The organism is Nocardioides sp. Leaf307 (assembly GCF_001423135.1).
Taxonomy (GTDB): domain Bacteria; phylum Actinomycetota; class Actinomycetes; order Propionibacteriales; family Nocardioidaceae; genus Nocardioides; species Nocardioides kribbensis.
In genome coordinates this window covers 183,116-203,722 of the sequence record NZ_LMNY01000002.1, presented here as the reverse complement: position 1 = coordinate 203,722, position 20,607 = coordinate 183,116, and the positions used below count along the sequence as shown (strand labels likewise).

Annotated in this window: 19 protein-coding genes; 9 read left to right on the top strand and 10 right to left on the bottom strand. The window is 74.8% G+C overall.

Annotated features, from left to right (window positions below; genetic code table 11):
• Window positions 1-47: 47 nt before the first annotated feature.
• From ASF50_RS10250 to lipB, 5 genes are all read right to left on the bottom strand, one after another.
• Window positions 48-785 carry a DUF4191 domain-containing protein gene (locus tag ASF50_RS10250; protein ID WP_056904422.1) on the bottom strand — a complete coding sequence of 246 codons (738 nt, stop codon included), beginning with the start codon at window positions 783-785 and terminating at the stop codon, window positions 48-50.
• Window positions 786-819: 34 nt separating this feature from the next.
• A complete protein-coding gene (gene lipA, locus ASF50_RS10245) occupies window positions 820-1,761 on the bottom strand; it encodes a lipoyl synthase (RefSeq protein ID WP_056862687.1) in 942 nt (313 codons plus the stop codon).
• Window positions 1,762-1,869: 108 nt separating this feature from the next.
• Window positions 1,870-2,862, bottom strand: coding sequence for a hypothetical protein (locus ASF50_RS10240; RefSeq protein ID WP_056904421.1), 993 nt, complete (start codon window positions 2,860-2,862; stop codon window positions 1,870-1,872).
• Window positions 2,862-3,866, bottom strand: coding sequence for an ATP-binding cassette domain-containing protein (locus ASF50_RS10235; RefSeq protein WP_056904420.1), 1,005 nt, complete (start codon window positions 3,864-3,866; stop codon window positions 2,862-2,864). Before ASF50_RS10235 ends, ASF50_RS10240 begins: the two co-directional genes overlap by 1 nt.
• Before the next feature lie 438 nt (window positions 3,867-4,304).
• Window positions 4,305-5,066: a lipoyl(octanoyl) transferase LipB gene (gene lipB, locus ASF50_RS10230; protein WP_056904419.1), complete on the bottom strand. Its 762-nt coding sequence runs from the start codon at window positions 5,064-5,066 to the stop codon at window positions 4,305-4,307.
• A gap of 109 nt (window positions 5,067-5,175) precedes the next feature.
• Between lipB and ASF50_RS10225 the strand changes: the two genes are divergently transcribed.
• Entirely contained in the window at window positions 5,176-5,841 is a 666-nt protein-coding gene (locus tag ASF50_RS10225) for a hypothetical protein (RefSeq protein ID WP_056904418.1), read from the top strand.
• A 59-nt stretch (window positions 5,842-5,900) separates the two neighbouring features.
• Here the strand turns inward: ASF50_RS10225 and ASF50_RS10220 are convergent, their stop codons facing one another.
• The 3 genes from ASF50_RS10220 to lpdA form a co-directional block, all read right to left on the bottom strand.
• The gene (locus tag ASF50_RS10220; protein WP_082503097.1) at window positions 5,901-6,797 is read right to left on the bottom strand and encodes a TIGR01777 family oxidoreductase; all 897 of its coding nucleotides are present in this window, start codon (window positions 6,795-6,797) and stop codon (window positions 5,901-5,903) included.
• 206 nt (window positions 6,798-7,003) lie between these two features.
• The gene (gene sucB / locus ASF50_RS10215; RefSeq protein ID WP_056904417.1) at window positions 7,004-8,914 is read right to left on the bottom strand and encodes a 2-oxoglutarate dehydrogenase, E2 component, dihydrolipoamide succinyltransferase; all 1,911 of its coding nucleotides are present in this window, start codon (window positions 8,912-8,914) and stop codon (window positions 7,004-7,006) included.
• 122 nt (window positions 8,915-9,036) lie between these two features.
• Entirely contained in the window at window positions 9,037-10,440 is a 1,404-nt protein-coding gene (gene lpdA / locus ASF50_RS10210) for a dihydrolipoyl dehydrogenase (protein WP_235557635.1), read from the bottom strand.
• A gap of 114 nt (window positions 10,441-10,554) precedes the next feature.
• Between lpdA and ASF50_RS10205 the strand changes: the two genes are divergently transcribed.
• Window positions 10,555-10,932, top strand: coding sequence for a hypothetical protein (locus tag ASF50_RS10205; protein ID WP_227489137.1), 378 nt, complete (start codon window positions 10,555-10,557; stop codon window positions 10,930-10,932).
• A gap of 55 nt (window positions 10,933-10,987) precedes the next feature.
• On the opposite strand, the gene ASF50_RS10200 is transcribed toward ASF50_RS10205, so the two are convergent.
• Window positions 10,988-12,493, bottom strand: coding sequence for a leucyl aminopeptidase (locus ASF50_RS10200; protein ID WP_056904415.1), 1,506 nt, complete (start codon window positions 12,491-12,493; stop codon window positions 10,988-10,990).
• Window positions 12,494-12,535: 42 nt separating this feature from the next.
• Here ASF50_RS10200 and gcvT point away from each other — a divergent pair, with 42 nt between their 5' ends.
• The 5 genes from gcvT to ASF50_RS10175 are packed head-to-tail and all read left to right on the top strand — an operon-like array spanning window position 12,536 to window position 16,247.
• A complete protein-coding gene (gene gcvT / locus ASF50_RS10195) occupies window positions 12,536-13,735 on the top strand; it encodes a glycine cleavage system aminomethyltransferase GcvT (RefSeq protein ID WP_082503096.1) in 1,200 nt (399 codons plus the stop codon).
• A 5-nt stretch (window positions 13,736-13,740) separates the two neighbouring features.
• Window positions 13,741-13,998 (top strand): hypothetical protein, encoded by a 258-nt coding sequence (locus tag ASF50_RS10190; RefSeq protein WP_156718238.1) that lies wholly within the window; start codon window positions 13,741-13,743, stop codon window positions 13,996-13,998.
• Entirely contained in the window at window positions 13,995-14,915 is a 921-nt protein-coding gene (locus ASF50_RS10185; protein ID WP_235557634.1) for a PhzF family phenazine biosynthesis protein, read from the top strand. Before ASF50_RS10190 ends, ASF50_RS10185 begins: the two co-directional genes overlap by 4 nt.
• A gap of 10 nt (window positions 14,916-14,925) precedes the next feature.
• A complete protein-coding gene (locus ASF50_RS10180) occupies window positions 14,926-15,738 on the top strand; it encodes a thymidylate synthase (protein ID WP_056862697.1) in 813 nt (270 codons plus the stop codon).
• Window positions 15,735-16,247 carry a dihydrofolate reductase gene (locus tag ASF50_RS10175; RefSeq protein ID WP_056904414.1) on the top strand — a complete coding sequence of 171 codons (513 nt, stop codon included), beginning with the start codon at window positions 15,735-15,737 and terminating at the stop codon, window positions 16,245-16,247. Before ASF50_RS10180 ends, ASF50_RS10175 begins: the two co-directional genes overlap by 4 nt.
• 300 nt (window positions 16,248-16,547) lie before the next feature.
• Here ASF50_RS10175 and ASF50_RS10170 read toward each other — a convergent pair whose 3' ends face one another.
• Window positions 16,548-18,599 (bottom strand): ATP-binding protein, encoded by a 2,052-nt coding sequence (locus tag ASF50_RS10170; RefSeq protein WP_056904413.1) that lies wholly within the window; start codon window positions 18,597-18,599, stop codon window positions 16,548-16,550.
• Between the two features lie 93 nt (window positions 18,600-18,692).
• Here ASF50_RS10170 and ASF50_RS10165 point away from each other — a divergent pair, with 93 nt between their 5' ends.
• Both ASF50_RS10165 and dapA read left to right on the top strand, forming a co-directional pair.
• Complete coding sequence (locus ASF50_RS10165; protein WP_056904412.1) at window positions 18,693-19,628, top strand: LLM class F420-dependent oxidoreductase; 936 nt, start codon at window positions 18,693-18,695, stop codon at window positions 19,626-19,628.
• 42 nt (window positions 19,629-19,670) lie between these two features.
• Window positions 19,671-20,588 carry a 4-hydroxy-tetrahydrodipicolinate synthase gene (dapA, locus tag ASF50_RS10160; RefSeq protein WP_056904411.1) on the top strand — a complete coding sequence of 306 codons (918 nt, stop codon included), beginning with the start codon at window positions 19,671-19,673 and terminating at the stop codon, window positions 20,586-20,588.
• Window positions 20,589-20,607: the final 19 nt, after the last annotated feature.

Genomic DNA, 20,607 nt, shown 5'->3' with positions numbered 1-20,607 from the left:
GCCTCCCCGGCCGGGGAGGCGCCCTTCGTCGTACCTGGTGCGGTGGGTCAGCGGCCGCGCATGTTCTGCCGCATGCCCTTCATGTTGGTCGGCACCGGCCCCTTGGGCAGCGGTACGGCGGAGCGGTTGGCGTCGAGCGCCTTGAGCCGGTTGAGGATGTCGGTGATCTCGGCCGGCTTCACCTGGCGGCCCAGCTTCTGGACGTGCTTGACCAGCTTCGGCAGCGGCACCTGGCCCTCCTCGCGGCCGCAGACGACCTCGTGGATCGGGGCGCCGCCGGCGACGCGCTCGTGCTTGCGGCGCTCGGCGGTGAGCAGCTGGCGGGTGCGGTGGGCGTTGCCCTCACCGATGAGCACGATGCCGGGAGGGCCCACGACGCGGTGCACGACGTCCTGCTGGCGGGTGAACGCGACCGCCGGGGTGGTCGTCCAGCCGCGGCGCAGCATGCGCAGGGCGGCCGCGGCGGCGCCGGGCTGACCCTCCATCTGCCCGTAGGCCGAGCTCTGGGCGCGGCGGCCGAAGACGATCAGCGCGGCCAGCGAGCCGAAGAGCAGCGCACCGATGGTGGAGAGCACCCAGGCGAGGGCGCCGGAGCCGGGCAGGATCCAGAAGATCGCGAAGCCGACGGTGGCGGCGACCACGAAGGCCAGCAGCAGCCACAGCCCGATCTTGGGGTCGGTGCGCTTGGTGATCTTGTAGGTCTCGGCGAACTGCTTGCGCCGGCTCATCGCCTCCGGCGCTGCGGGTGCGCCGGACTTCGCGGCGGCGTCCTTCTTCTTGGCCATGCGGGCGTGCTGCTCCCAGTCGTGTCGGTCGTGCTCAGGCCGAGGCGCCGGAGCGGGCCTCGATGGCCTGACGGTACAGGCGCCCGGCGCGGTAGGACGAACGCACCAGCGGGCCCGAGAGCGCGCCGGCGAAGCCGATCTCCTCGGCCTCGGCCTGGAGCTCGACGAACTCCTGCGGCTTGACCCAGCGCTCCACGGGGTGGTGGCGCACCGAGGGGCGCAGGTACTGCGTGATCGTGATGAGGTCGCAGCCCGCCTCGTGCAGGTCGCGCAGCGCCTGCGAGACCTCCTCGCGGGTCTCGCCCATGCCCAGGATGAGGTTGGACTTGGTGACCAGGCCGAAGGCGCGGGCCTGGGTGATGACGTCGAGGGAGCGCTCGTAGCGGAAGGCCGGGCGGATCCGCTTGAAGATGCGCGGCACGGTCTCGACGTTGTGGGCCAGCACCTCGGGGCGCGACTCGAAGACCTCGGCCAGCAGGTCGGGCTTGCCGTTGAAGTCGGGGATGAGGTTCTCGACGCCGGTGCCGGGGTTCATGTCGTGGATGGCGCGCACGGTCTCGGCGTAGAGCCAGGCGCCGCCGTCGGGCAGGTCGTCGCGCGCGACGCCGGTGATGGTGGCGTACTTCAGCTGCATCTTCTGCACCGACTCCGCCACGCGGCGGGGCTCGTCGCGGTCGAGGGCCTCGGGCTTGCCGGTGTCGATCTGGCAGAAGTCGCAGCGGCGCGTGCACTGGTCGCCGCCGATGAGGAAGGTGGCCTCGCGGTCCTCCCAGCACTCGAAGATGTTGGGGCAGCCGGCCTCCTGGCACACCGTGTGGAGGCCCTCGGACTTCACCAGGCCCATCAGCTCGGTGTACTCCGGGCCCATCTTGGCCCGGGTCTTGATCCACTCGGGCTTGCGCTCGATGGGGGTCTCGGCGTTGCGGACCTCGAGTCGGAGGAGCTTGCGGCCGTCAGGAGCAGGAGCAGTCGTCACCCCTCGACTCTACGCCGGTGGGCCAGGTCACGAGGAGTCGGCGAGCCCGGGCCGGCACCGGGTGTGCCCGGGCGGGCGCCGGCCGCCCGGGTCGGGGGGCGGGCGGGCTCAGGGCACGTCGCGGCGGCGGAACGACACCACGGAGGCCGCGCCCAGCGCGAGCAGCACGACGCCGACGTAGGACCCGCCCTGCACGGCGCCGATGCGCTGGGTGGCGTCGCAGTCGAGGCGGGGTCGGGCCATGCCGGTGAGGCAGGCGGGCTCGAGGCCGGAGTCGTCGTAGTAGGTGACCTCGTTGGTGACCGCGGCCAGCACGTTGAGCTGGGGCTGCCAGCGCTGGGTCTCCTGGCCCCCGAGGACGCCGATGAGGGTGCCGCCGAGCACGGTGAGGGCGAAGACGACGCCGAGCGTGGCCACCGTGCTGCGCAGCAGCATGGTCAGCGCGTAGCCGCCGAACGCCGCGCCCGCGGCGACCAGGCCCGTGCGCAGGCACTGCTCGAGCCCGTCGAGCAGCACGCCGTCGCCGGTGCTCAGGTCGCGGGAGGAGGCGATCGCCATCAGCGCCAGCCAGCACGCCAGGCTCACCAGCAGCGCGACGAGGAGCCCGACCGCGCCGACGGCGAGCGCCTTGGCCGCCCAGACGCGCCCGCGGCGGGCCTCGAAGAGCAGCTGGTTGCTCATCGACCCCGTGTTCCAGTCGTGGCCCACGAAGGTCGTGCCGAGCATGACCATCAGCAGCACCAGCACCGAGGCGACGACGACCATCGCCCCGCCCTCCAGCGATTCGGACAGGTCGAGCGGGCTGCGCCCGGCGTACGACGACACCACCTCGAGGCGGCAGGCCTCGGGGAGCTCGGCGGCCGCGACGTCGTCAAGGCCGTAGAGCTCGGGCGTGCGGCCGCAGGAGCGCACCTCCTGGCGGAGGAACCGGCCGCCGTAGTCGGCCTCGGCCGAGGCCAGGTCGGCCTCGGAGAGGGGGCGGGTGCCCCAGGCGGTGGCGCCGACCACGACCGCCGGCACCAGCACGGCGGCCGCGAGCAGCAGCACGACCGCGCGGCGCCAGCGCAGGCGGGTCAGCTCGACCTTCAGCAGCGCACCCATCAGCGGCCTCCCAGGGTGTCGTCGGCGGTGAGGGCGAGGAAGTAGGACTCCAGGTCCTGGCGCACCGGGGTGAGCTCGCTCAGCCACACCCCGGCCTCGGCCAGGGCGCGGGTGACGCGGGCGGGGTCGTCGGTCTCGACGACGAGGGCGTGGTCGGGCTCGGAGCCCTGGTGGTCGGCGCGGTGGTCGGCGGGGTGGTCGGCGTGGTGGTCGCCTGGGTGGTCGGCGGGGTCCTCGGCGGGGCCGGTGACGGCCAGGCCGGCCTCGCGCAGCACGCGGGCGGCGAGGACGGGGTCGGGCGTGACCACGCGGTGGGCGGCGGCGCCGGCGAGGAGGTCGTCGACGGTGCCGCTGGCCAGCAGCCGGCCGTTGCCGATGATGGTGGCCGAGGTGCACACCTGCTGCACCTCGGCGAGGATGTGGGAGCTCAGCAGCACCGTGACGCCGGCGGCGCCGAGGTCGCGGACGGTGTCGCGCACCTCGCGGATGCCGGCCGGGTCGAGGCCGTTGGTGGGCTCGTCGAGGATGAGCAGGTCGGGGTCCTTGAGCAGGGTGGCGGCGATGGCCAGGCGCTGCTTCATGCCCAGGGAGTAGGAGCGGTAGCGGTCGGCGTCGCGGCCGGTCAGCCCGACGGTCTCCACCGCGGCGTCGACGCGCGCGTCGGGGGCGCTGATGGAGCGGGCCAGGAGGAGGAGGTTCTGCCGACCGGTGAGGTGGGGAGAGAACTTCGGCGACTCCACCACCGCGCCCACGCGGCCGATGACGCTCGGCAGGCGCCGCGGTACCTCCTCGCCGAAGAGGCGCATCGAGCCGGAGGTGGCCCGTGAGAGCCCCAGCAGCATGCGGATCGTCGTCGTCTTGCCCGACCCGTTGGGGCCCAGGAAGCCGTGGACCCCGCCGGCGGGCACCGCCAGGTCGAGGCCCTGCACGGCCACCCGCCTGCCGCCGCGGCGCGACGTGTACTCCTTGCGCAGGCCGCTGGTCTCGATCACGAGCGCGCTCACCGGTGTCCTCGATCCTCCCGACGTCACGGCGCCGGTCGGGTGATCAAAGCAGCCGCCCGCCGGTCGTGCGCGGGGGCGCGCCGTACGGGGTCTTTACCCGCGGGGGGTGAGCGGCGGCCGGTGCTCGGCGTGGGGTGTGACGTCATGCGGAGGGTGGATGCGCATCCACGGTGCGTATGACGTCCGGGCGTGGGGTGGGGGTGGGGTGTGACGTCATGCGAGGGGTGGATGCGCATCCACGGTGCGTATGACGTCGGGTCGGGTGAGGGTGGCGTGGGGTGGGACGTCATGCGGAGGGTGGATGCGCATCCACGGTGCGTATGACGTCGGGTCGGGTGAGGGTGGCGTGGGGTGGGACGTCATGCGAGGGGTGGATGCGCATCCACGGTGCGTATGACGTCCGGGCCCGCCGCGGCGAGGAGCGCCGGAGAGGCGCGGTCAGCGGGAGGAGGCGGGGGCGAGGATCTCGATGCGGGGGGCGCGGCCGGGCTCGGGGCGGGGCTCGTAGTCGGGGGTGGGGGTGTAGTCGGCCCACGCCAGCAGCGCGCGCAGGTGCTCGGTGAGCACCGGCAGGACCTCCGCGACGGTGACGTCGCGGCCGGCCTCCTGGCTCAGCGACGTGACGCCGGCGTCGGCGATGCCGCAGGGCACGAAGCGGTCGTACCAGCCCAGGTCGACGTCGCAGTTGAGCGAGATCCCGTGCATGGTCGCACCGCGGCTGACGCGGATGCCGATCGCGCCGACCTTGCGCTCGGGGCGCGTGCCGGAGCCGGTGGAGTCGGCGCGCAGCCACACGCCGCTGCGGCCGGGCACCCGGGCGGTGGTGACCCCGAAGGCCGCGCAGGTCGCGATCATCGCCTCCTCCATGCGGCGCACGAAGTCGACCACGAGCACGTGGTCGGGCAGGCGGACGATCGGGTACGCCACCAGCTGGCCCGGCCCGTGGTAGGTGATCTTGCCGCCGCGGTCGACGTCGAGCACGGGCGCGCCACCCGGGTCGGCGGGCCGCTCGTGGGGGTCGGTGCGCTTGCCCGCGGTGAAGGTCGGGGGGTGCTCCAGCAGCAGCACCGTGTCGGGCGCCTCGCCCGCCACGACCTGGGCGTGCACCTCACGCTGGAGGTCCCACGCGGCGAGGTAGTCCACGGCCTGCGCGCCGAGGCCCACCGTGCGTACGTCGAGGTCTCTCCCGCTGCTCGCCATGGCTCCGATGCTACTCGCGGCGCTGCGCCCCGGCCCCGGCCCGTGCACAGGAGGGTCCCGCCTGTGGACGGCCGGCGGGCGGTGGTCGCCAGGTGGGTAGGGGGGACCCATGCCGCGCCTGCTGCTGACCGCCGTCGTCGTCACCTCCGCCGTCGTGCTGTGCGGCGTCGTCCTGCGGGGAGGAGGGCCCGGCCCGGACCTGCGGCCCGCGGCCGCGGTGGCCGGAGGCCTCGAGGCGCTCGACGCCCCGCCCCCCTCGAGCGCCGACGGTGGGCCCGTGACCGCGGGTGGTGGCCACCCGAGCGGTGGGGCCGGGGCGGTGACCGAGCGCCCCGACCCGCGAGCGGGGGCCGCCGAGCGGTGGTCGGCCGAGGAACGCCGGGCCGCGCGCGTGGTGGCGCGGTGGGACCGGCAGCGGGCGGCGGCGTGGTCGCGGGCCGACCCGGAGCGGCTGGCGTCGCTCTACGTCGACGGGTCGGTCGCCGCACGCCACGACGTCGCGATGCTGCGCGCCTGGACGGCGCGGGGGCTGCGGGTGCGGGGCATGACCACGCGGCTGGTCGACGTCGAGGTGCTCCACGTCGGCGGCGCGGCTCGAGGGGCCGGTCGCCCCGCGGCCCGGCTGCGGCTGCGGGTGGTCGACCGGCTGGTCGGCGCGCGGGCGGTGGGGCGCGGGGTCGACGTACGGCTGCCGCGCGACCGGGCGACCGCCCGCGAGGTCACCCTGGTCCGTGAGCGGGGTGGCTGGCTCGTCGCCGAGGTCGTGCCTGCCTGAGCGGCGCCCGCCTGGCCCGACCGTCCGCACCGACCGGCCCGAGCCGCCGCGGGCAGCGGTCAGCTCAGGCCGCTGCGGACCACGGCCTCGACGTCGGGGTCGTGGAAGGTGTAGCCGGAGTCGAGCAGCGCCTTCGGGGTGACGTTGAGCGAGCCGAGGAGCTCCGGGCCCATCGCGCCGGCGGCGGTGCGCAGCAGCGGGGCGGGCACGAAGGCGACCGCGGGCCGCTTGACCCCGGCGGCGAGGGCCTTCGTGAACTCCGCGTTGGTCGGCGTGGTCACGCAGCACAGGTTGAAGGGACCCGAGGCCGACTCGTGCTCGGCGAGGTGGACGGTGGCGTCGACCCAGTCGCGCAGCGAGATCATCGCCATGTGCTGGCTGCCGTCGCCCAGCTTGGCGCCGAGCCCGAGCTTGAAGACCAGGCGCAGCTGCTTGAGCGGGGGAGCGGCGGCGTCCATCACCGGCGCGGTGCGCAGCACGCACACCCGGGCGCCGGCGTCGACGGCCGCGTCGGCCGCTGCCTGCCACTCCCGGGTGACGTCGGTGAGCAGCGCGTGGCCGCGGCTGTCGGCCGACTCGGTGAGCAGGGCGTCACCGTGGTCGCCGTAGTAGGAGATCCCGTTGCCCGCGAGGTACGCCGGAGGGCGCTCGGCCTCCGCGATCACCTCCGCCAGCAGCCGGGTGGTCCTCACGCGGCTCTCGCGCAGCTCACGGGCCCAGGTCTTGGAGTGGGGGTTGCCGGCGGTCGGGGCGCCGGCCAGGTTGACCACCACGTCGGCCGACTGCACGAGCATGCGGTCGACGGCCCCGGCGTAGGGGTCCCACGTCGACTCCGACGGGCCCTTCGCGGGGCGGCGGGTCAGCGCGGTGACGGTGTGGCCGCGCCCGCGCAGGGCACCCACGAGGTGGGAGCCGAGGAAACCGGACGAGCCGGCGATGACGACGTTCAGGGACATGGCCCCACCCTGTCACCCACCGGGAAACCCCGGCTCCCCCTTCGGGCCTGCACCTGCGCGGCCGGTCGGGCGTTGCCGCCGGACCAGGCGGGCCGTGGACGCGCCGACGGCGCGAGGTCGGTGACCTCGCGCCGTCGGGTGGTGCGGTGGTGGTGTCGGGACGGTCGCTGGCGCTCCCGGCCCGACCACCGTGGTGCGGTGGAGCGTCAGACCTCGAACTGGCCGGCCTCGAGGCGGGCCTTGACGTCCTGGAGGAAGCGGCCGGCGTCGGCGCCGTCGACCAGGCGGTGGTCGTAGGTCAGCGCGAGGTAGACCATGTGGCGCACGGCGATGGTCTCGCCGAGGTTGGCGTCGTCGATGACGACCGGGCGCTTCACGACGGCACCGGGGCCGAGGATGGCGACCTGGGGGCGGTTGATGATCGGGGTGTCCCACAGGGCCCCGACGCTGCCCAGGTTGGTGATCGTGAAGGTGCCGCCCGACAGCTCGTCGGGACCGATCTTGTTGGTGCGGGTGCGCTGCGCGACGTCGGCGATCTTCTTGGCCAGACCGGCGATCGACAGGTCGCCGGCGTCCTTGACGACCGGGGTCAGCAGGCCCTTGTCGGTGTCGACGGCGAAGGCGACGTTCTCCCGGTCGTAGTAGGTGATCTCGCCGGCGTCGATGTCGATCGTCGCGTTGAGCTTGGGGTGCTGCTTGAGCGCGTCGATCGATGCCTTGGCGAAGAACGGCAGGTAGGACAGCTTGACGCCCTCGCGGGAGAGGAAGTCGGCCTTCTTCGCCTCGCGCAGCCGCGCGATGTTGGTGACGTCGACCTCGACGACCTGGGTCAGCTGCGCCGCGGTGTGCAGCGAGTCGACCATGCGCTCGGAGATGATCCTGCGCAGGCGGCTGACCTTCTCCGTGGTGCCGCGCAGCGGCGACGGGGTGGTCGAGGGCGCCGCGGCACCCGACGCGGCGGGCGCCGCGGCCGGGGCGGCGGCCGCAGGAGCGGCGGCCGGGGCCGGGGCCTCCTTGGCCTTGGCGGCCTCGAGCACGTCCTGCTTGCGGATGCGACCGCCGACGCCGGTGCCGGTGACGGTGGAGAGGTCGACGTCGTGCTGGTTGGCCAGCTTGCGCACCAGCGGGGTGACGTAGCCGGCGGCGTCGTTGCTCGACGAGGAGCCGGACTCGCCGGTGGAGGGCGACTGCGCGCTGGGCGCCGGGGCCTTCTCGGCGGCCGGGGTGGTGGCCTCGGCGGGCTCGGGCGAGGCGGCGGGGGCGGCCGCGGCGGGGGAGTCGGACTTCTCCTTCTCCGGGGTCTCGTCGCCGGCGGGCAGGGAGCCCTTCTCCTCGACGATCCGCTCCTCCTGCTCGGCCTTCTTCTCGGCCTCGGCGTCGTCCTTGGGCTGGGCCTCGGGCGCGGCGGAGTCGGTGGGCTCCTCGACCGAGGCGCCCTTGTCGCCGATGACGGCCAGCTCGGCGCCGACCTCGACGGTCTCGTCCTCGTCGACCTTGATCGCCAGCAGCGTGCCGGCGACCGGGGAGGGGATCTCGGTGTCGACCTTGTCGGTGGAGACCTCGAGGAGAGGCTCGTCGACGGCGACCTCGTCACCGACCGACTTCAGCCAGCGGGTCACGGTGCCCTCGGTGACCGACTCGCCCAGCGCGGGCAGGGTCACCGAGGTGCCCGAGCCGCCGGCGGAGCCGGACTTCTCCGACTCGGGGGTCTCGTCGCCGGCGGGCAGCGAGCCCTTCTCCTCGACGATCTGCTGCTCCTGCTCGGCCTTCTTCTCGGCCTCGCCCTCGTCGGCCGGCTGGGCCTCGGGGGTCGCGGACTCGGTGGCCTCGGAGGCCTCGGGAGCGTTGGCGCCGCCGCCACCGTCACCGCCGGCCTCGCTCTCGTCGCCGATGAGGGCCAGGACGGCGCCCACCTCGACGGTGTCGTCCTCCTCGGCCTTGATCTCGAGGAGGGTGCCGGCGACCGGGGAGGGGATCTCGGTGTCGACCTTGTCGGTGGAGACCTCCAGCAGCGGCTCGTCGACCGCGACGGTGTCGCCCACGGCCTTCAGCCAGCGGGTGACGGTGCCCTCGGTGACGGACTCACCCAGGGCGGGGAGGTTGACTTCGGTGGCCAATGTGAGTTCCTTCGCTCGCGTTCTTCGTGTGGTGTGGGGCTGTGCGTCTGTGGTGGGGCGGGTGGAGCGGGGCTGGAGCAGGGGTGGCGCGCGCCGGCGGGCGCGGGGCCGCCGGGGCCAGCCTAGGAATGCGCGTGCAGCGGCTTCCCGGCGAGCGCCATGTGGGCCTCGCCGAGGGCCTCGTTCTGGGTGGGGTGGGCGTGGAGCAGCGGAGCGACGTCCTCGGCGTGTCCCTCCCAGTTGTAGATCAGCTGCGCCTCGCCGATGAGCTCCCCGACGCGGTCGCCCACCAGGTGGACACCGACGACGGGGCCGTCGACGCGGCGGACCAGCTTGACGAAGCCCTGGGTCTGCAGGATCTGGCTCTTGCCGTTGCCGCCCAGGTCGTAGGTCAGGCTCTGCACCGCGTCGGCGCCGTACGCCGCGACCGCGGCCTTCTCGTCGAGCCCGACCGAGGCGACCTCGGGGTGGGAGTAGGTCACCCGCGGGATGCCCGTCTCGTCGATCGGGGCGGGCTCGAGCCCGGCGATCTCCTCGGCGACGAAGATGCCCTGCGCGAAGCCGCGGTGGGCCAGCTGGAGGCCGGGCACGATGTCGCCCACGGCCCAGACGCCGGGCACCGAGGTGCGGCAGCGCTCGTCGGTGGTGACGAAGCCGCGCTCCATGGCGACGCCCTGCTCGTCGTAGCCCAGGCCCTCGGTGACGGGGCCGCGGCCCACGGCCACCAGGAGCAGCTCGGCCTCGACCACCTCCTGCTCGCCCTTGGCGGTGTCGACGGTGACCGCGACACCCTTCTCGGTGCGGGAGACCGACGCGAAGCGGGTGGAGGTGCGCACGGTGATGCCGCGCTTGCGGAAGGCGCGCTCGAGCACCTTGGAGCAGGCCTCGTCCTCGGCCGCGACCAGGCGCGGGAGGGCCTCGACCACGGTGACCTCGGCGCCGAAGCTGCGCCAGACCGACGCGAACTCCGAGCCGATCACGCCGCCGCCGAGCACCACCACGGAGGCGGGCACGCGCTCGAGGCGCAGGGCGTGCTCGGAGGTGAGCACCCGCTCGCCGTCGACCTCGAGCCCGGGCAGGCTGCGCGGGGTCGAGCCGGAGGCGAGGACGACGTGGCGGGCGGTGTGGGCGGTGCCGTCGACCGTGACCTCGTGGGGCCCGGTGAGGCGGCCCTCGCCCTCGATGACGGTGACGCCGCGCGAGCCGACGAGGCCGGTGAGCCCCTTGAAGAGCCGCGCGACGACGCCGTCCTTGTAGGAGTTGACGCCGGCCATGTCGATGCCCTCGAAGGAGGCGAGCACGCCGAAGCGCTCCGACTCACGGGCGGCGTCGGCGACCTCGGCCGCGTGCAGGAGGGCCTTGGTGGGGATGCAGCCGACGTGGAGGCAGGTGCCGCCCAGTCGGTCCTTCTCGACCAGGGCGACGCGCAGGCCGAGCTGCGCGGCGCGCAGGGCACAGGCGTAGCCCCCCGAGCCCGCACCGAGGATGAGAACGTCGAAGTCGGTGTCGTGAGCGGGGCCGGCCACCGTGGTCCTTCCGTGCGCCGTGAGCAGGGGTGCGCCTCGTGAGCGCGGACCCATCTTTGCACTTCTTCAGGGTGTGTCCACACCGGCCTTCGGCGGGGCGGGCAGACTAGGGGCATGGCGTTCCTCGACCGATTCCGACGAAGCAGCGCGACGAAGATGCGCAAGCCGGCCCGTGACGGCTTCCGCACGGGCTCGACGCGCGTGCGCGCCTCGGACTCCGTCGACCAGGAGCACCTGCAGTCCTGGGTCGGCGAGCGCCACGGCGTGGAGGGCTTCGTCGAGCCCCGCACGGCGGTCTCCGACGTCACCCTGCTGCTCGTGGCGCACGACGGGGAGTGGACGCGGCGGCGGGTGCCGTCGGTGGAGTGGGCGCACGCGTTCTGCAACCGCCACCAGGTGCCGTCCTACGACGCGGCCGTGGTCGGCGTGCCGCAGCGCATGCGCGACTACAACTCCCGGATGAAGGCCCAGCGCAAGCAGCAGGGCCTCTAGCCCGCCGCGGCGGGGCGGGCCCCGCCGGGCCCGCCCTCCGACGGTCGCGCCGGGACTACTCCGCGACGGCGAAGGCCCGGGCGTAGTCGACGAGCGTGGCGACGGCGAAGCCGGTGCCGCCGGCGGTCACGTGCCCCGAGGCGCCGGAGCCGAAGGACGGCCCGGCGATGTCGAGGTGGGCCCACGGGAGCCCGGCGGTGAACTCGCGCAGGAAGGCCGCGGCGAAGAGGCCGCCGCCCCAGCGCACCCAGTCGTGCTGGGCCAGGTCGGCGACCTTGCTCGAGCGGATCCGCTCGCCCATCTGCTCGGGGATCGGCATCGGCCAGTGCGCCTCGCCGGCGACCTCGGAGGCGGCGAGCACGTCGTCGACGACCGAGCGGGTGCCCATCACGCCGGCCACCTTGTCGCCGAGGGCGACGACCATGTGACCGGTCAGCGTGGCGACGTCGAGCACGACGTCGGGCTCGGTCTCGGTGGCCCGGACGAGGGCGTCGGCCAGCACGAGGCGGCCCTCGGCGTCGGTGTTGGAGATCTCCACCGTGGTGCCGCCGTAGATGCGCAGCACGTCGCCGGGGCGGGTGGCGCTGCCGGAGACCATGTTCTCGGCCATGGGCACGAAGGTGCTGACCTTGACCGGCAGACCGAGCCGGGCGATCGCCAGCGTGGCCTGCACGACCGCGGCGGCGCCGGCCATGTCGGACTTCATCTCGCTCATCGAGGCGGCCGGCTTGATGGTCAGACCGCCGGAGTCGAAGGTGATGCCCTTGCCGACCAGCGCGAGGTGGCGGGTGGCGCCCTTGGGGGCGTAGGTGAGCTCGACCAGGCGCGGCGGGGCGCTCGACCCGGCGCCGACGCCGAGGATGCCGCCGCAGCCCAGGTCGGCGAGCGCGGCCTCGTCGTGCACGGTGGCGGTGACCTTGTGGCCGCGCGCGACCTGCTTGGCGTTGTCCTTGACCGCGGCCACGACGGCGTCGGCGAAGGCCGGCGGGGTCAGGTCGCCGGGCGGGGTGTTGACCCAGTCGCGGGTGGTGGCGACGGCCGCGGCGACGACCTGGGCCTCCTCGAAGGCGGTGGTGGCCTCGGCGCGGCGCGCGACCGGCGACAGCACGGCGACCTCGGCGACCGTGGTGGCCGTCGCGGTGTCGCGCTGGTAGGCGGTGAAGCGGTAGCCGCCCAGCGCCCACCCCTCGGTGACCGAGCGGACCAGCGCGGCGGAGTCGGCCGGCAGCGCGAGCGCGACGCTCGCGGCGTTGGTGACGGCGCGGGCCGCGGCGCCGGCGCCGCGGCGCACGGTCTCCGGCGTGGCCTCGGCGCCGAGCCCGACGAGCACGAGGGTGGGGGAGGCGATGACGCCGCCGGTGGGCACGCGCGTGGTCTCGCCGACCTTGCCGGTCAGCGCCAGCATCGCCAGCAGCGGGCGCAGCTTGCGGCCGTAGGCCTCGACCACCGCCTCCGCGCCCGGGGCCAGCACGACCCCGTCGCCGCTGCCCACGACCCCCACCACCACGGCGTCGGCCTTGGTCTTGGCGGGGTTGGCGTTGCGCAAGGTGTACGTCGTCACCGGGGCAGGTTAGCCGTCGGCGCCTCACGCTAGGTTGAGGCCATGGCCGAGGACCGTGCACCCGACCCCTCCCGCGACCCAGCCCGCGACCCAGTCGGCGACCCGGCCGGTGGCGCGACGCCGCTCGACGCGCAGGGGCTGGTCCGCTCGCCGCTGCACGAGCGCCACGTCGCGCTGGGCGCCAAGCTGGCGGAGTTCGGCGGCTGGTCGATGCCGTTGGAGTACCCCTCGGGCGTGGTCAAGGAGCACACGGCCGTGCGCGATGCGGTGGGCCTCTTCGACGTGAGCCACCTCGGCAAGGCCAGCGTGACCGGTCCCGGCGCGGCCGACTTCGTCGACGCGACGCTCTCCAACGACCTGCGCCGCATCGGCCCGGGCCAGGCGCAGTACACGCTGTGCTGCGACGAGGAGACCGGCGGCATCGTCGACGACCTCATCGCCTATCTCCACGACGAGGAGCACGTGCTGCTCGTGCCCAACGCCGCCAACACCGCCGAGGTGGTGCGCCGGCTCACCGCGGCCGCGCCGGCGGGCGTGAGCGTGACCGACGAGCACCGCGACCACGTCGTGCTCGCGGTGCAGGGCCCGCGCAGCGACGACCTGCTCGCGGCCGTCGGACTGCCGGTGGGCCACGACTACATGAGCTTCGCCGTCGCGCCGTACGCCGCGCAGGGCCTGACCCACGACGTGGTCGTGTGCCGCACCGGCTACACCGGAGAGCGCGGCTACGAGCTGGTCGCCCCCGTCGCCGCGGCGCTGGGCCTGTGGGACGCGCTGGTCGCCGCGGGGGAGCCGCTGGGCCTGCTCGCCTGCGGCCTGGGCGCGCGCGACACCCTGCGCACCGAGATGGGCTACCCGCTGCACGGGCAGGACATCTCCCTCGACGTCACCCCCAACCAGGCCCGGCTCGGCTGGGCCGTGGGGTGGGGCAAGGACGCCTTCTGGGGCAAGGAGGTGCTCACCGCCGAGCGTGCCGCCGGGCCCCGCCGCCGCCTCCAGGGGCTGGTGGCCACCGGCCGCGGCATACCGCGCCCCCACATGACGGTCTCGCTGACCCCCGACGTGCTGCTGGGGGAGATCACCTCCGGCACCTTCTCCCCGACCCTGCGCAAGGGCATCGGCCTCGCGCTGCTGCCCAGCTTCGTGGCCGACGACGCCGAGGTCGGCGTCGACGTGCGCGGGCGGCGCGAGGTCTTCCAGGTCGTCCGCCCGCCCTTCGTCGCCCCCTCCGTCAGGACGTGATCCGCGTGAACCTGCCCGACCAGCCCCCGACCTTCCGCCAGCCCACCCCCGCCGAGCTGCCCTGGTGGTGGCGCCTCGAGGACGCCTCCGGCCAGGAGGTGAGCGTGGGCGCCGACCTCTCCGGCGAGCGCTTCGCCAACCGGGCCGACGCCGAGTCGTGGGTGGGGGAGTGCTTCGGCGACCTCGCCGCCGAGGGCGTCGACGCCGTCGTGCTCTTCGAGGGCGAGCGCCGCGTCTACGGCCCGATGTCGCTGCACCCGTGAGCGGGGCGCCGGTGCCCGGCGCGGTGGTCGGGCGTCGCTTCAGCCAGGTCGACGTGTTCAGCGCCGAGCCGCTGCGCGGCAACCCCGTGGCGGTGGTGCACGACGCCGAAGGTCTCGACGAGGCCGACATGGCCGCCTTCGCCCGGTGGACCAACCTGTCGGAGACGACCTTCCTGCTGCCGCCGACGACACCGGGCGCCGACTACCGCCTGCGGATCTTCACCCCCGGTCGCGAGCTCCCCTTCGCCGGGCACCCCACGCTGGGCTCGGCCCACGCCTGGCTCGAGGCCGGTGGCGAGCCGGGCGCCGACGGGGTCGTGGTGCAGGAGTGCGGCGCCGGGCTGGTGCGGCTGCGCCGCGGCGAGCGGCTCGCCTTCGCCGCGCCGCCGCTGGTGCGCTCCGGCCCGGTCGACGAGGCCGACCTCGCCCACGTGCGCCGCGTGCTCGGCGCCGGGCCCGGAGGCGGGCCCCGAGATGGCTCGGGGGTCGAGGTGCTCGACGCGGCCTGGGTCGACAACGGCCCCGGCTGGCTCGGCGTGCTGCTCGCCGACGCCGCCGCGGTCCTGTCGCTGGAGCCCGACCTCGCGGCCTTCGGCGACCTCAAGCTCGGCGTCGTCGGCGTCCACCCCGCCGGCACCAGCGACGCCGACGTCGAGGTGCGGGCCTTCGTGCCCAGCCTCGGGGTCGGCGAGGACCCGGTCACCGGCAGCCTCAACGCCGGCCTGGCCCAGTGGCTCGCGGGCGACCGGCTGCCCTCGGCGTACGTCGCCTCGCAGGGCACGGTGCTCGGGCGGCGCGGGCGCGTCCACGTCAGCACCGAGGCCGGCCCCGACGGCGAGCCCGTCGTGTGGGTCGGCGGCGACACCGCCACGACGGTGGCCGGGCAGGTTCGGCTGCCGGCCGGGCCGCGCCGGTAGGGTCGCGCTCGTGCAGGCCTACCTCGACCTCGTCCGGCGGATCCTCGACGAGGGCGTGGCCAAGGGCGACCGCACCGGCACCGGCACGCGCTCGGTCTTCGGCCACCAGATGCGCTTCGACCTCTCCGCCGGCTTCCCGCTGGTGACGACCAAGCGCATCCACACCCGCTCGGTCTTCGCCGAGCTCCTCTGGTTCCTGCGCGGCGACACCAACGTCACCTGGCTCCAGGAGCGCGGGGTGAGCATCTGGGACGAGTGGGCCGACGAGCACGGCGACCTCGGGCCGGTCTACGGCGCGCAGTGGCGCTCCTGGCCCACCCCCGACGGCCGCCACGTCGACCAGCTCGCCGAGGTCGTCGAGCAGATCCGTCGCGACCCCGACTCGCGCCGCCACCTCGTCTCGGCGTGGAACGTCGCCGACATCCCGTCGATGGCGCTGGCGCCCTGCCACGCGCTCTTCCAGTTCTACGTCGCCCCCGCGGTCGACGGCGGGCCCGCGCGGCTGTCCTGCCAGCTCTACCAGCGCTCCGCCGACGTCTTCCTCGGCGTGCCCTTCAACATCGCCTCCTACGCGCTGCTGACCCACATGGTCGCCCAGGTCACGGGCCTGGCCGTCGGCGACTTCGTGCACACCCTCGGCGACGCCCACCTCTACTCCAACCACCTCGACCAGGCCCGTCTCCAGCTGACCCGCGAGCCGCGACCGCTGCCGACGCTGTGGCTCGACCCCAGCGTCACCGACCTCGGCTCCTTCGAGCTCGAGCACGTCGCCGTCGAGGGCTACGACCCCCACCCGGGCATCAAGGCGCCCATCGCCGTATGACCCCCGGCGGGCGGCGGGTGCTGCTCGTCGCCGCGGTGGCGCGCAACGGCGTCATCGGCGCCGACGGGGCGATCCCGTGGCACCTGCCCGCCGACTTCGCGCACTTCAAGGCGCTCACCCTCGGCCACACGCTGCTCATGGGGCGCGCGACCTACGACTCGATCGGTCGTCCGCTGCCCGGGCGCACCACCGTCGTGCTCACCCGCGACCCCGCCTGGTCGGCCCCGGGGGTGCTCGTCGCCCACGACCTCGACGCCGCGCTCGCCCTCGCCGACGACCAGCCCGAGGGCGCGGAGGTGAGGGTCGCCGGCGGCGCCGCGGTCTACGCCGCCGTGCTGGCCGCCGTCGGCGCCGATGGCGCGGGCCTGGCCGACGAGCAGGTCATCAGCGAGGTGCACCTCGAGCCCGCGGGCGACACCACCTATCCCGCGATCGACCCCGCGCTCTGGCACGAGGCCTCCCGCGAGCCGCACGACGGCTTCGACGTCGTGCGCTGGGTACGCCGCTGACGCTCGGCCCGGACCGCCGCGGGGCGGGCCACGGGGCCGGCGGGGGCGTCGTAGGCGCCGGGACGTCATGCGGAGGGTGGATGCGCCTCCACCTCTCGCATGACGTCCGGGGTGGGGCGGGTGGCTGGTCCGGCGGTTGGGGTGGGACGTCATGCGGAGGGTGGATGCGCATCCACGTCCCGTATGACGTCCGGGGTGGGGCGGGTGGCCGCTCCGGAGGTTGGGGTGGGACGTCATGCGGAGGGTGGATGCGCATCCACCTCTCGTATGACGCCCGGGGCGGGGGCGGCCGGCCGAGCCTCAGAGGCGGCTCAGCGGCAGCCGCACGGTGAAGGTGCTGCCCTCGCCGAGCTCGGACTCCAGGCGGATCGAGCCGCCGTGGCGCTGGACGATGCGCCGCACGATGCTCAGCCCCAGGCCGGTGCCGGGGCGGGCGAGCGCCTCGGGGTTGGTGGAGCGGAAGAACTCGGTGAACAGCTCCTCCTGGTCGGGCTTGCTGATGCCCAGGCCGGTGTCGCGGCACACGAAGCGCACGAACCGCTCGCTGCGCTCGACCGAGACGCTGACCTCGCCGCCGGCGGGGGTGTACTTGACGGCGTTGCCGACGAGGTTGAGCGCCACCCGCTCGAGCTCGTCGTGGTCGCCGCTGATGAGCAGCGGCCCGCCGTGGGGCTGGAGCACGAGCCGCACGCCGTCCTCCTGGGCGTGGAGCCGGAAGGCGGCCACGGCGTCGACGGCGAGCTGGTGGAGGTCGACGATCGCGGCCTCGGAGGTGGCCTCGCGGTCGGTGAGCCGCTTGAGGGTCAGCAGGTCGTCGATGAGGGAGAGCACGCGGTCGAGGTTGCGGCGCACGACCTGGAAGCTGGCCGCGGGCGCCGCGGCCGGGTCGTCCTCGATCAGCTCCAGGTGACCCTGGATGGAGGTCAGCGGGGTGCGCAGCTCGTGGGAGACGGTGGAGATCAGGTCGTTCTTGTAGACGTCGAGGGCCTCGAGCTGCTCGACGAGCACGTGCTCGCGCTCGAGCAGCCGGGCGTTGAGCACCGCCTGACCGAGGTGGCGGGCGACCTGGCTGGCCGCGCGCACCTCGTGGGTCGTCCAGCCCGCGGCGGCGGTCTCCGCGCCGCTGCCCGCCCCGTCGGCGGGACCCTGACCGGACCCGTCGCCGGGCACGCTGCCGCCCCCGCCCCCGCCCCCTGCGCCGGCCCCCGCCCCGCCGCCGCTGCCAGGTCCGTCGCGCCGTGCGAGCACGACGTAGCCGAAGCAGTCGGTGCCGGCGCCCATCGGCGCCATCAGCATGCTGCTCAGGTCGTTGCCGTGCAGGTGGGCCAGCACGGCGGCGCGCTCGGCCTCGTCGCCGATGTCGGACCGTGGGCTCAGCGGCTGGCTGACCCAGCCCGCGGCCCCGCCGGCCACCGGGCGGCGGGTGGTGCCGTCGAGGTGGAGCGTGTGGGTGGTCAGCGAGGTGGCGCCGGGATCGACCGAGGTGAGCGACACCGTGCCGGCGGCCCAGTGGTCGCAGGCCTCGCGCGTCGCCCAGGCCACGACCGGGGCGGGGGTCTCCGCCTCGCCGGTGGGGAAGCGCGCCCCGTGGTCGGTGCCCGGCAGCGCGCCGGCGCCGACGACCCTGACCCGCACCCAGTCCGAGCGCAGCGCGGCGGCGATCGAGGTCGTCGCGCGGTCCACCACCTGCGCGGCGTCGAGGCTGGCCCCGGCCTCGCTGTTGATCGCGTCGACCGCCGCGCCCAGGCGCACCTGCTCGGCCAGGTCGACGGCGCGCCGGGCGTTGCCGAGGGCGATGCCGGCCAGGTCGGCGTACATCTCCAGCTGCTCGCGCCGCGCCGCGTCGGGGCGGCGGCCGTCGAGGGGCAGGTCGACCGAGAGCAGGCCGAGCAGCTCGCCCTCGGGGGAGCGCAGCGGTGCGCGCAGCGTGTCCTCCGGCCGCCACCGGTCGGGGTCGTCGGGGGCCGGCTCGTCACGGGGGACCGCCGTGTCGGAGACAGGGATCCAGCCGTCGGTCGGCAGGTCGGCCAGCCGCTCGGCGGGGATGAAGAGCAGCGAGCCCCACGCGTCGGCGAGCGCCAGCTCCTCCTCCATGAGCGCCAGCGGCACCCGGGTGCCGACGAGCTGCTCGCGCGCCTCGGCGCTGCCCGCGACGCTGACGATCTCCAAGGTGGCGTCCTCGCGCAGGTAGCTGATCGCCGCCACCGCGAAGCCGACCGTGGCCGCGGCGCCCTCGGCCACGGCGTCGAGCACCGAGGCGACGTCGCCGCCCAGGTTGAGCCGTCGCATGATCTGGTAGACCGGGCGCAGGTCGCCGGTGACCGTGCGCGCCGTCTCGTCTGTGGCCTCCACCGTCGCCTCCCGCGTGGTCGGAGGCGTCATCCTCGCAGGTCCGCGACGCTCCGGCGGGGTTGCGCCGCGCCGGGCTGCTGGCAGCATGGCGGCATGGATCTGCGCGTGTTCACCGAGCCCCAGCAGGGCGCCACCTACGACGACCTGCTCGCGGTGGCCCGCGAGGCCGAGGCCCTCGGCTTCGACGCCTTCTTCCGCTCCGACCACTACCTCGCGATGAGCGGCGACGGCCTGCCCGGGCCGACCGACGCCTGGACCACCCTGGCCGGGCTGGCCCGCGAGACCAGCACGATCCGCCTCGGCACGCTCATGACCAGCGCGACCTTCCGCCACCCCGGGCCGTTGGCGGTGCAGGTGGCCCAGGTCGACCAGATGAGCGGTGGGCGCGTCGAGCTCGGGATCGGCGCCGGGTGGTTCGCCGCCGAGCACGAGAAGTACGCCATCCCGTTCCCGTCGGTGGGGGAGCGCTTCGACCGCTTCGAGGAGCAGCTGGAGATCGTCACCGGGCTGTGGGCGACCCGGGGCGGCTTCACCTTCGAGGGGCGCCACCACGTCGTGCGCGACTCCCCGGGCCTGCCCAAGCCGGTGCAGACCCCGCCCCCGGTGATCATCGGCGGCCTCGGCAAGCGGCGTACGCCGGAGCTCGCGGCGCGCTTCGCCGACGAGTTCAACCTGCCCTTCGTCGACACCGCCACGACCCGCGAGCAGAGCGCCCGCGTCGCCCGGGCCTGCGAGGCCGTCGACCGCGACCCCGCCTCGATGACGTGGTCCAACGCCCTCGTGCTGTGCGTCGGCGCCGACGAGGCGGAGGTGGCCCGCCGGGCCGGGGCGATCGGGCGCGACGTCGACGATCTGCGCGCCCACGGCCTGGCCGGCACCCCGGCGGAGGTCCTCGACCGGATCGGGGCCTACGCCGCGGAGGGCTGCCAGCGGCTCTACCTCCAGGTGCTCGACCTGCACGACCTCGACCACCTGCGCCTCGTGGCCGCCGAGGTGGCGCCGCACCTGCCCGCCGGCCGTGCGGCGTGACCGGTCCCGCGGCGCGACGACCGGGCGGGATAGCCTGCCGCCATGACTGCTGAGGCGACTCCCGGGGCCCCGACGGCACCCTTCGGCACCGTGCTGACCGCGATGGCCACCGCCTTCGCCCCCGACGGGTCGCTCGACCTCGAGAGCACCCAGCGCATCGCCCGCCACCTCGTCGCCCACGGCCACGACGGCCTCGTCGTCTCGGGCACCACCGGCGAGTCGCCGACCACCACCCCGGCCGAGGACGGCGAGGTCCTCGCCGCCGTGCGCGACGCCGTCGGCCCCGACATCGTCCTGGTGGCCGGTGTCGGCACCAACGACACCCGCACCTCCATCGGCCTGGCCAAGCAGGCCGCGCAGGCCGGCGCCGACGGGCTGCTGCTGGTGACGCCCTACTACAACAAGCCCGGCCAGGCCGGGGTGCTGCACCACTTCCGCCAGGTCGTCGGGGCCAGCGACGTGCCGGTGATGCTCTACGACGTGCCGGGCCGCACCGGCACCCAGCTCAGCCTGGAGTCCTACGCCGAGGTCGCCCGCTGGGAGCAGGTGCTCGCGGTCAAGGACGCGGTGGGCGACCTGGCCCGCGGCGTGCGGATCAGCCAGCTCGGCCTGGCGCTCTACTCCGGCGACGACATCGCCAACCTCGGCTGGCTGGCCCACGGCGCGGTCGGCTTCGTCTCGGTCGTGGGCCACGTCGCCGGCGACCAGCTGCGCGCCATGCACGACGCGCACCGCGCGGGCCGTGTCGGTGAGGCCCTCGAGATCTACACCCGGATGCTCCCGGCGATCGAGGCCGTCATGGGGGTGGCCAACTACGGCGCCACCACGGCCAAGGCCAGCCTCGAGCTGCTCGGCGTGCTCGACAACCGCCGGGTCCGCTCGCCGCTGCTGGAGCTCGACGACACCGAGGTCGCCGCGCTGCGTGCCGGCCTCGAGGCCGCCGGCCTGCTGCCCGCCTGAGGCCCGCCCGGCGCGGGAT

Excerpts from the sequence above, each read along its gene's own strand:
- ASF50_RS10250 (WP_056904422.1), bottom strand. The coding sequence starts at position 785 with ATGGCCAAGAAGAAGGACGCCGCCGCGAAGTCCGGCGCACCCGCAGCG.
- ASF50_RS10240 (WP_056904421.1), bottom strand. The coding sequence starts at position 2,862 with ATGGGTGCGCTGCTGAAGGTCGAGCTGACCCGCCTGCGCTGGCGCCGC.
- lipB (WP_056904419.1), bottom strand. The coding sequence starts at position 5,066 with ATGGCGAGCAGCGGGAGAGACCTCGACGTACGCACGGTGGGCCTCGGC.
- ASF50_RS10225 (WP_056904418.1), top strand. The coding sequence starts at position 5,176 with ATGCCGCGCCTGCTGCTGACCGCCGTCGTCGTCACCTCCGCCGTCGTG.
- ASF50_RS10220 (WP_082503097.1), bottom strand. The coding sequence starts at position 6,797 with ATGTCCCTGAACGTCGTCATCGCCGGCTCGTCCGGTTTCCTCGGCTCC.
- ASF50_RS10205 (WP_227489137.1), top strand. The coding sequence starts at position 10,555 with ATGGCGTTCCTCGACCGATTCCGACGAAGCAGCGCGACGAAGATGCGC.
- gcvT (WP_082503096.1), top strand. The coding sequence starts at position 12,536 with ATGGCCGAGGACCGTGCACCCGACCCCTCCCGCGACCCAGCCCGCGAC.
- ASF50_RS10175 (WP_056904414.1), top strand. The coding sequence starts at position 15,735 with ATGACCCCCGGCGGGCGGCGGGTGCTGCTCGTCGCCGCGGTGGCGCGC.
- ASF50_RS10165 (WP_056904412.1), top strand. The coding sequence starts at position 18,693 with ATGGATCTGCGCGTGTTCACCGAGCCCCAGCAGGGCGCCACCTACGAC.
- dapA (WP_056904411.1), top strand. The coding sequence starts at position 19,671 with ATGACTGCTGAGGCGACTCCCGGGGCCCCGACGGCACCCTTCGGCACC.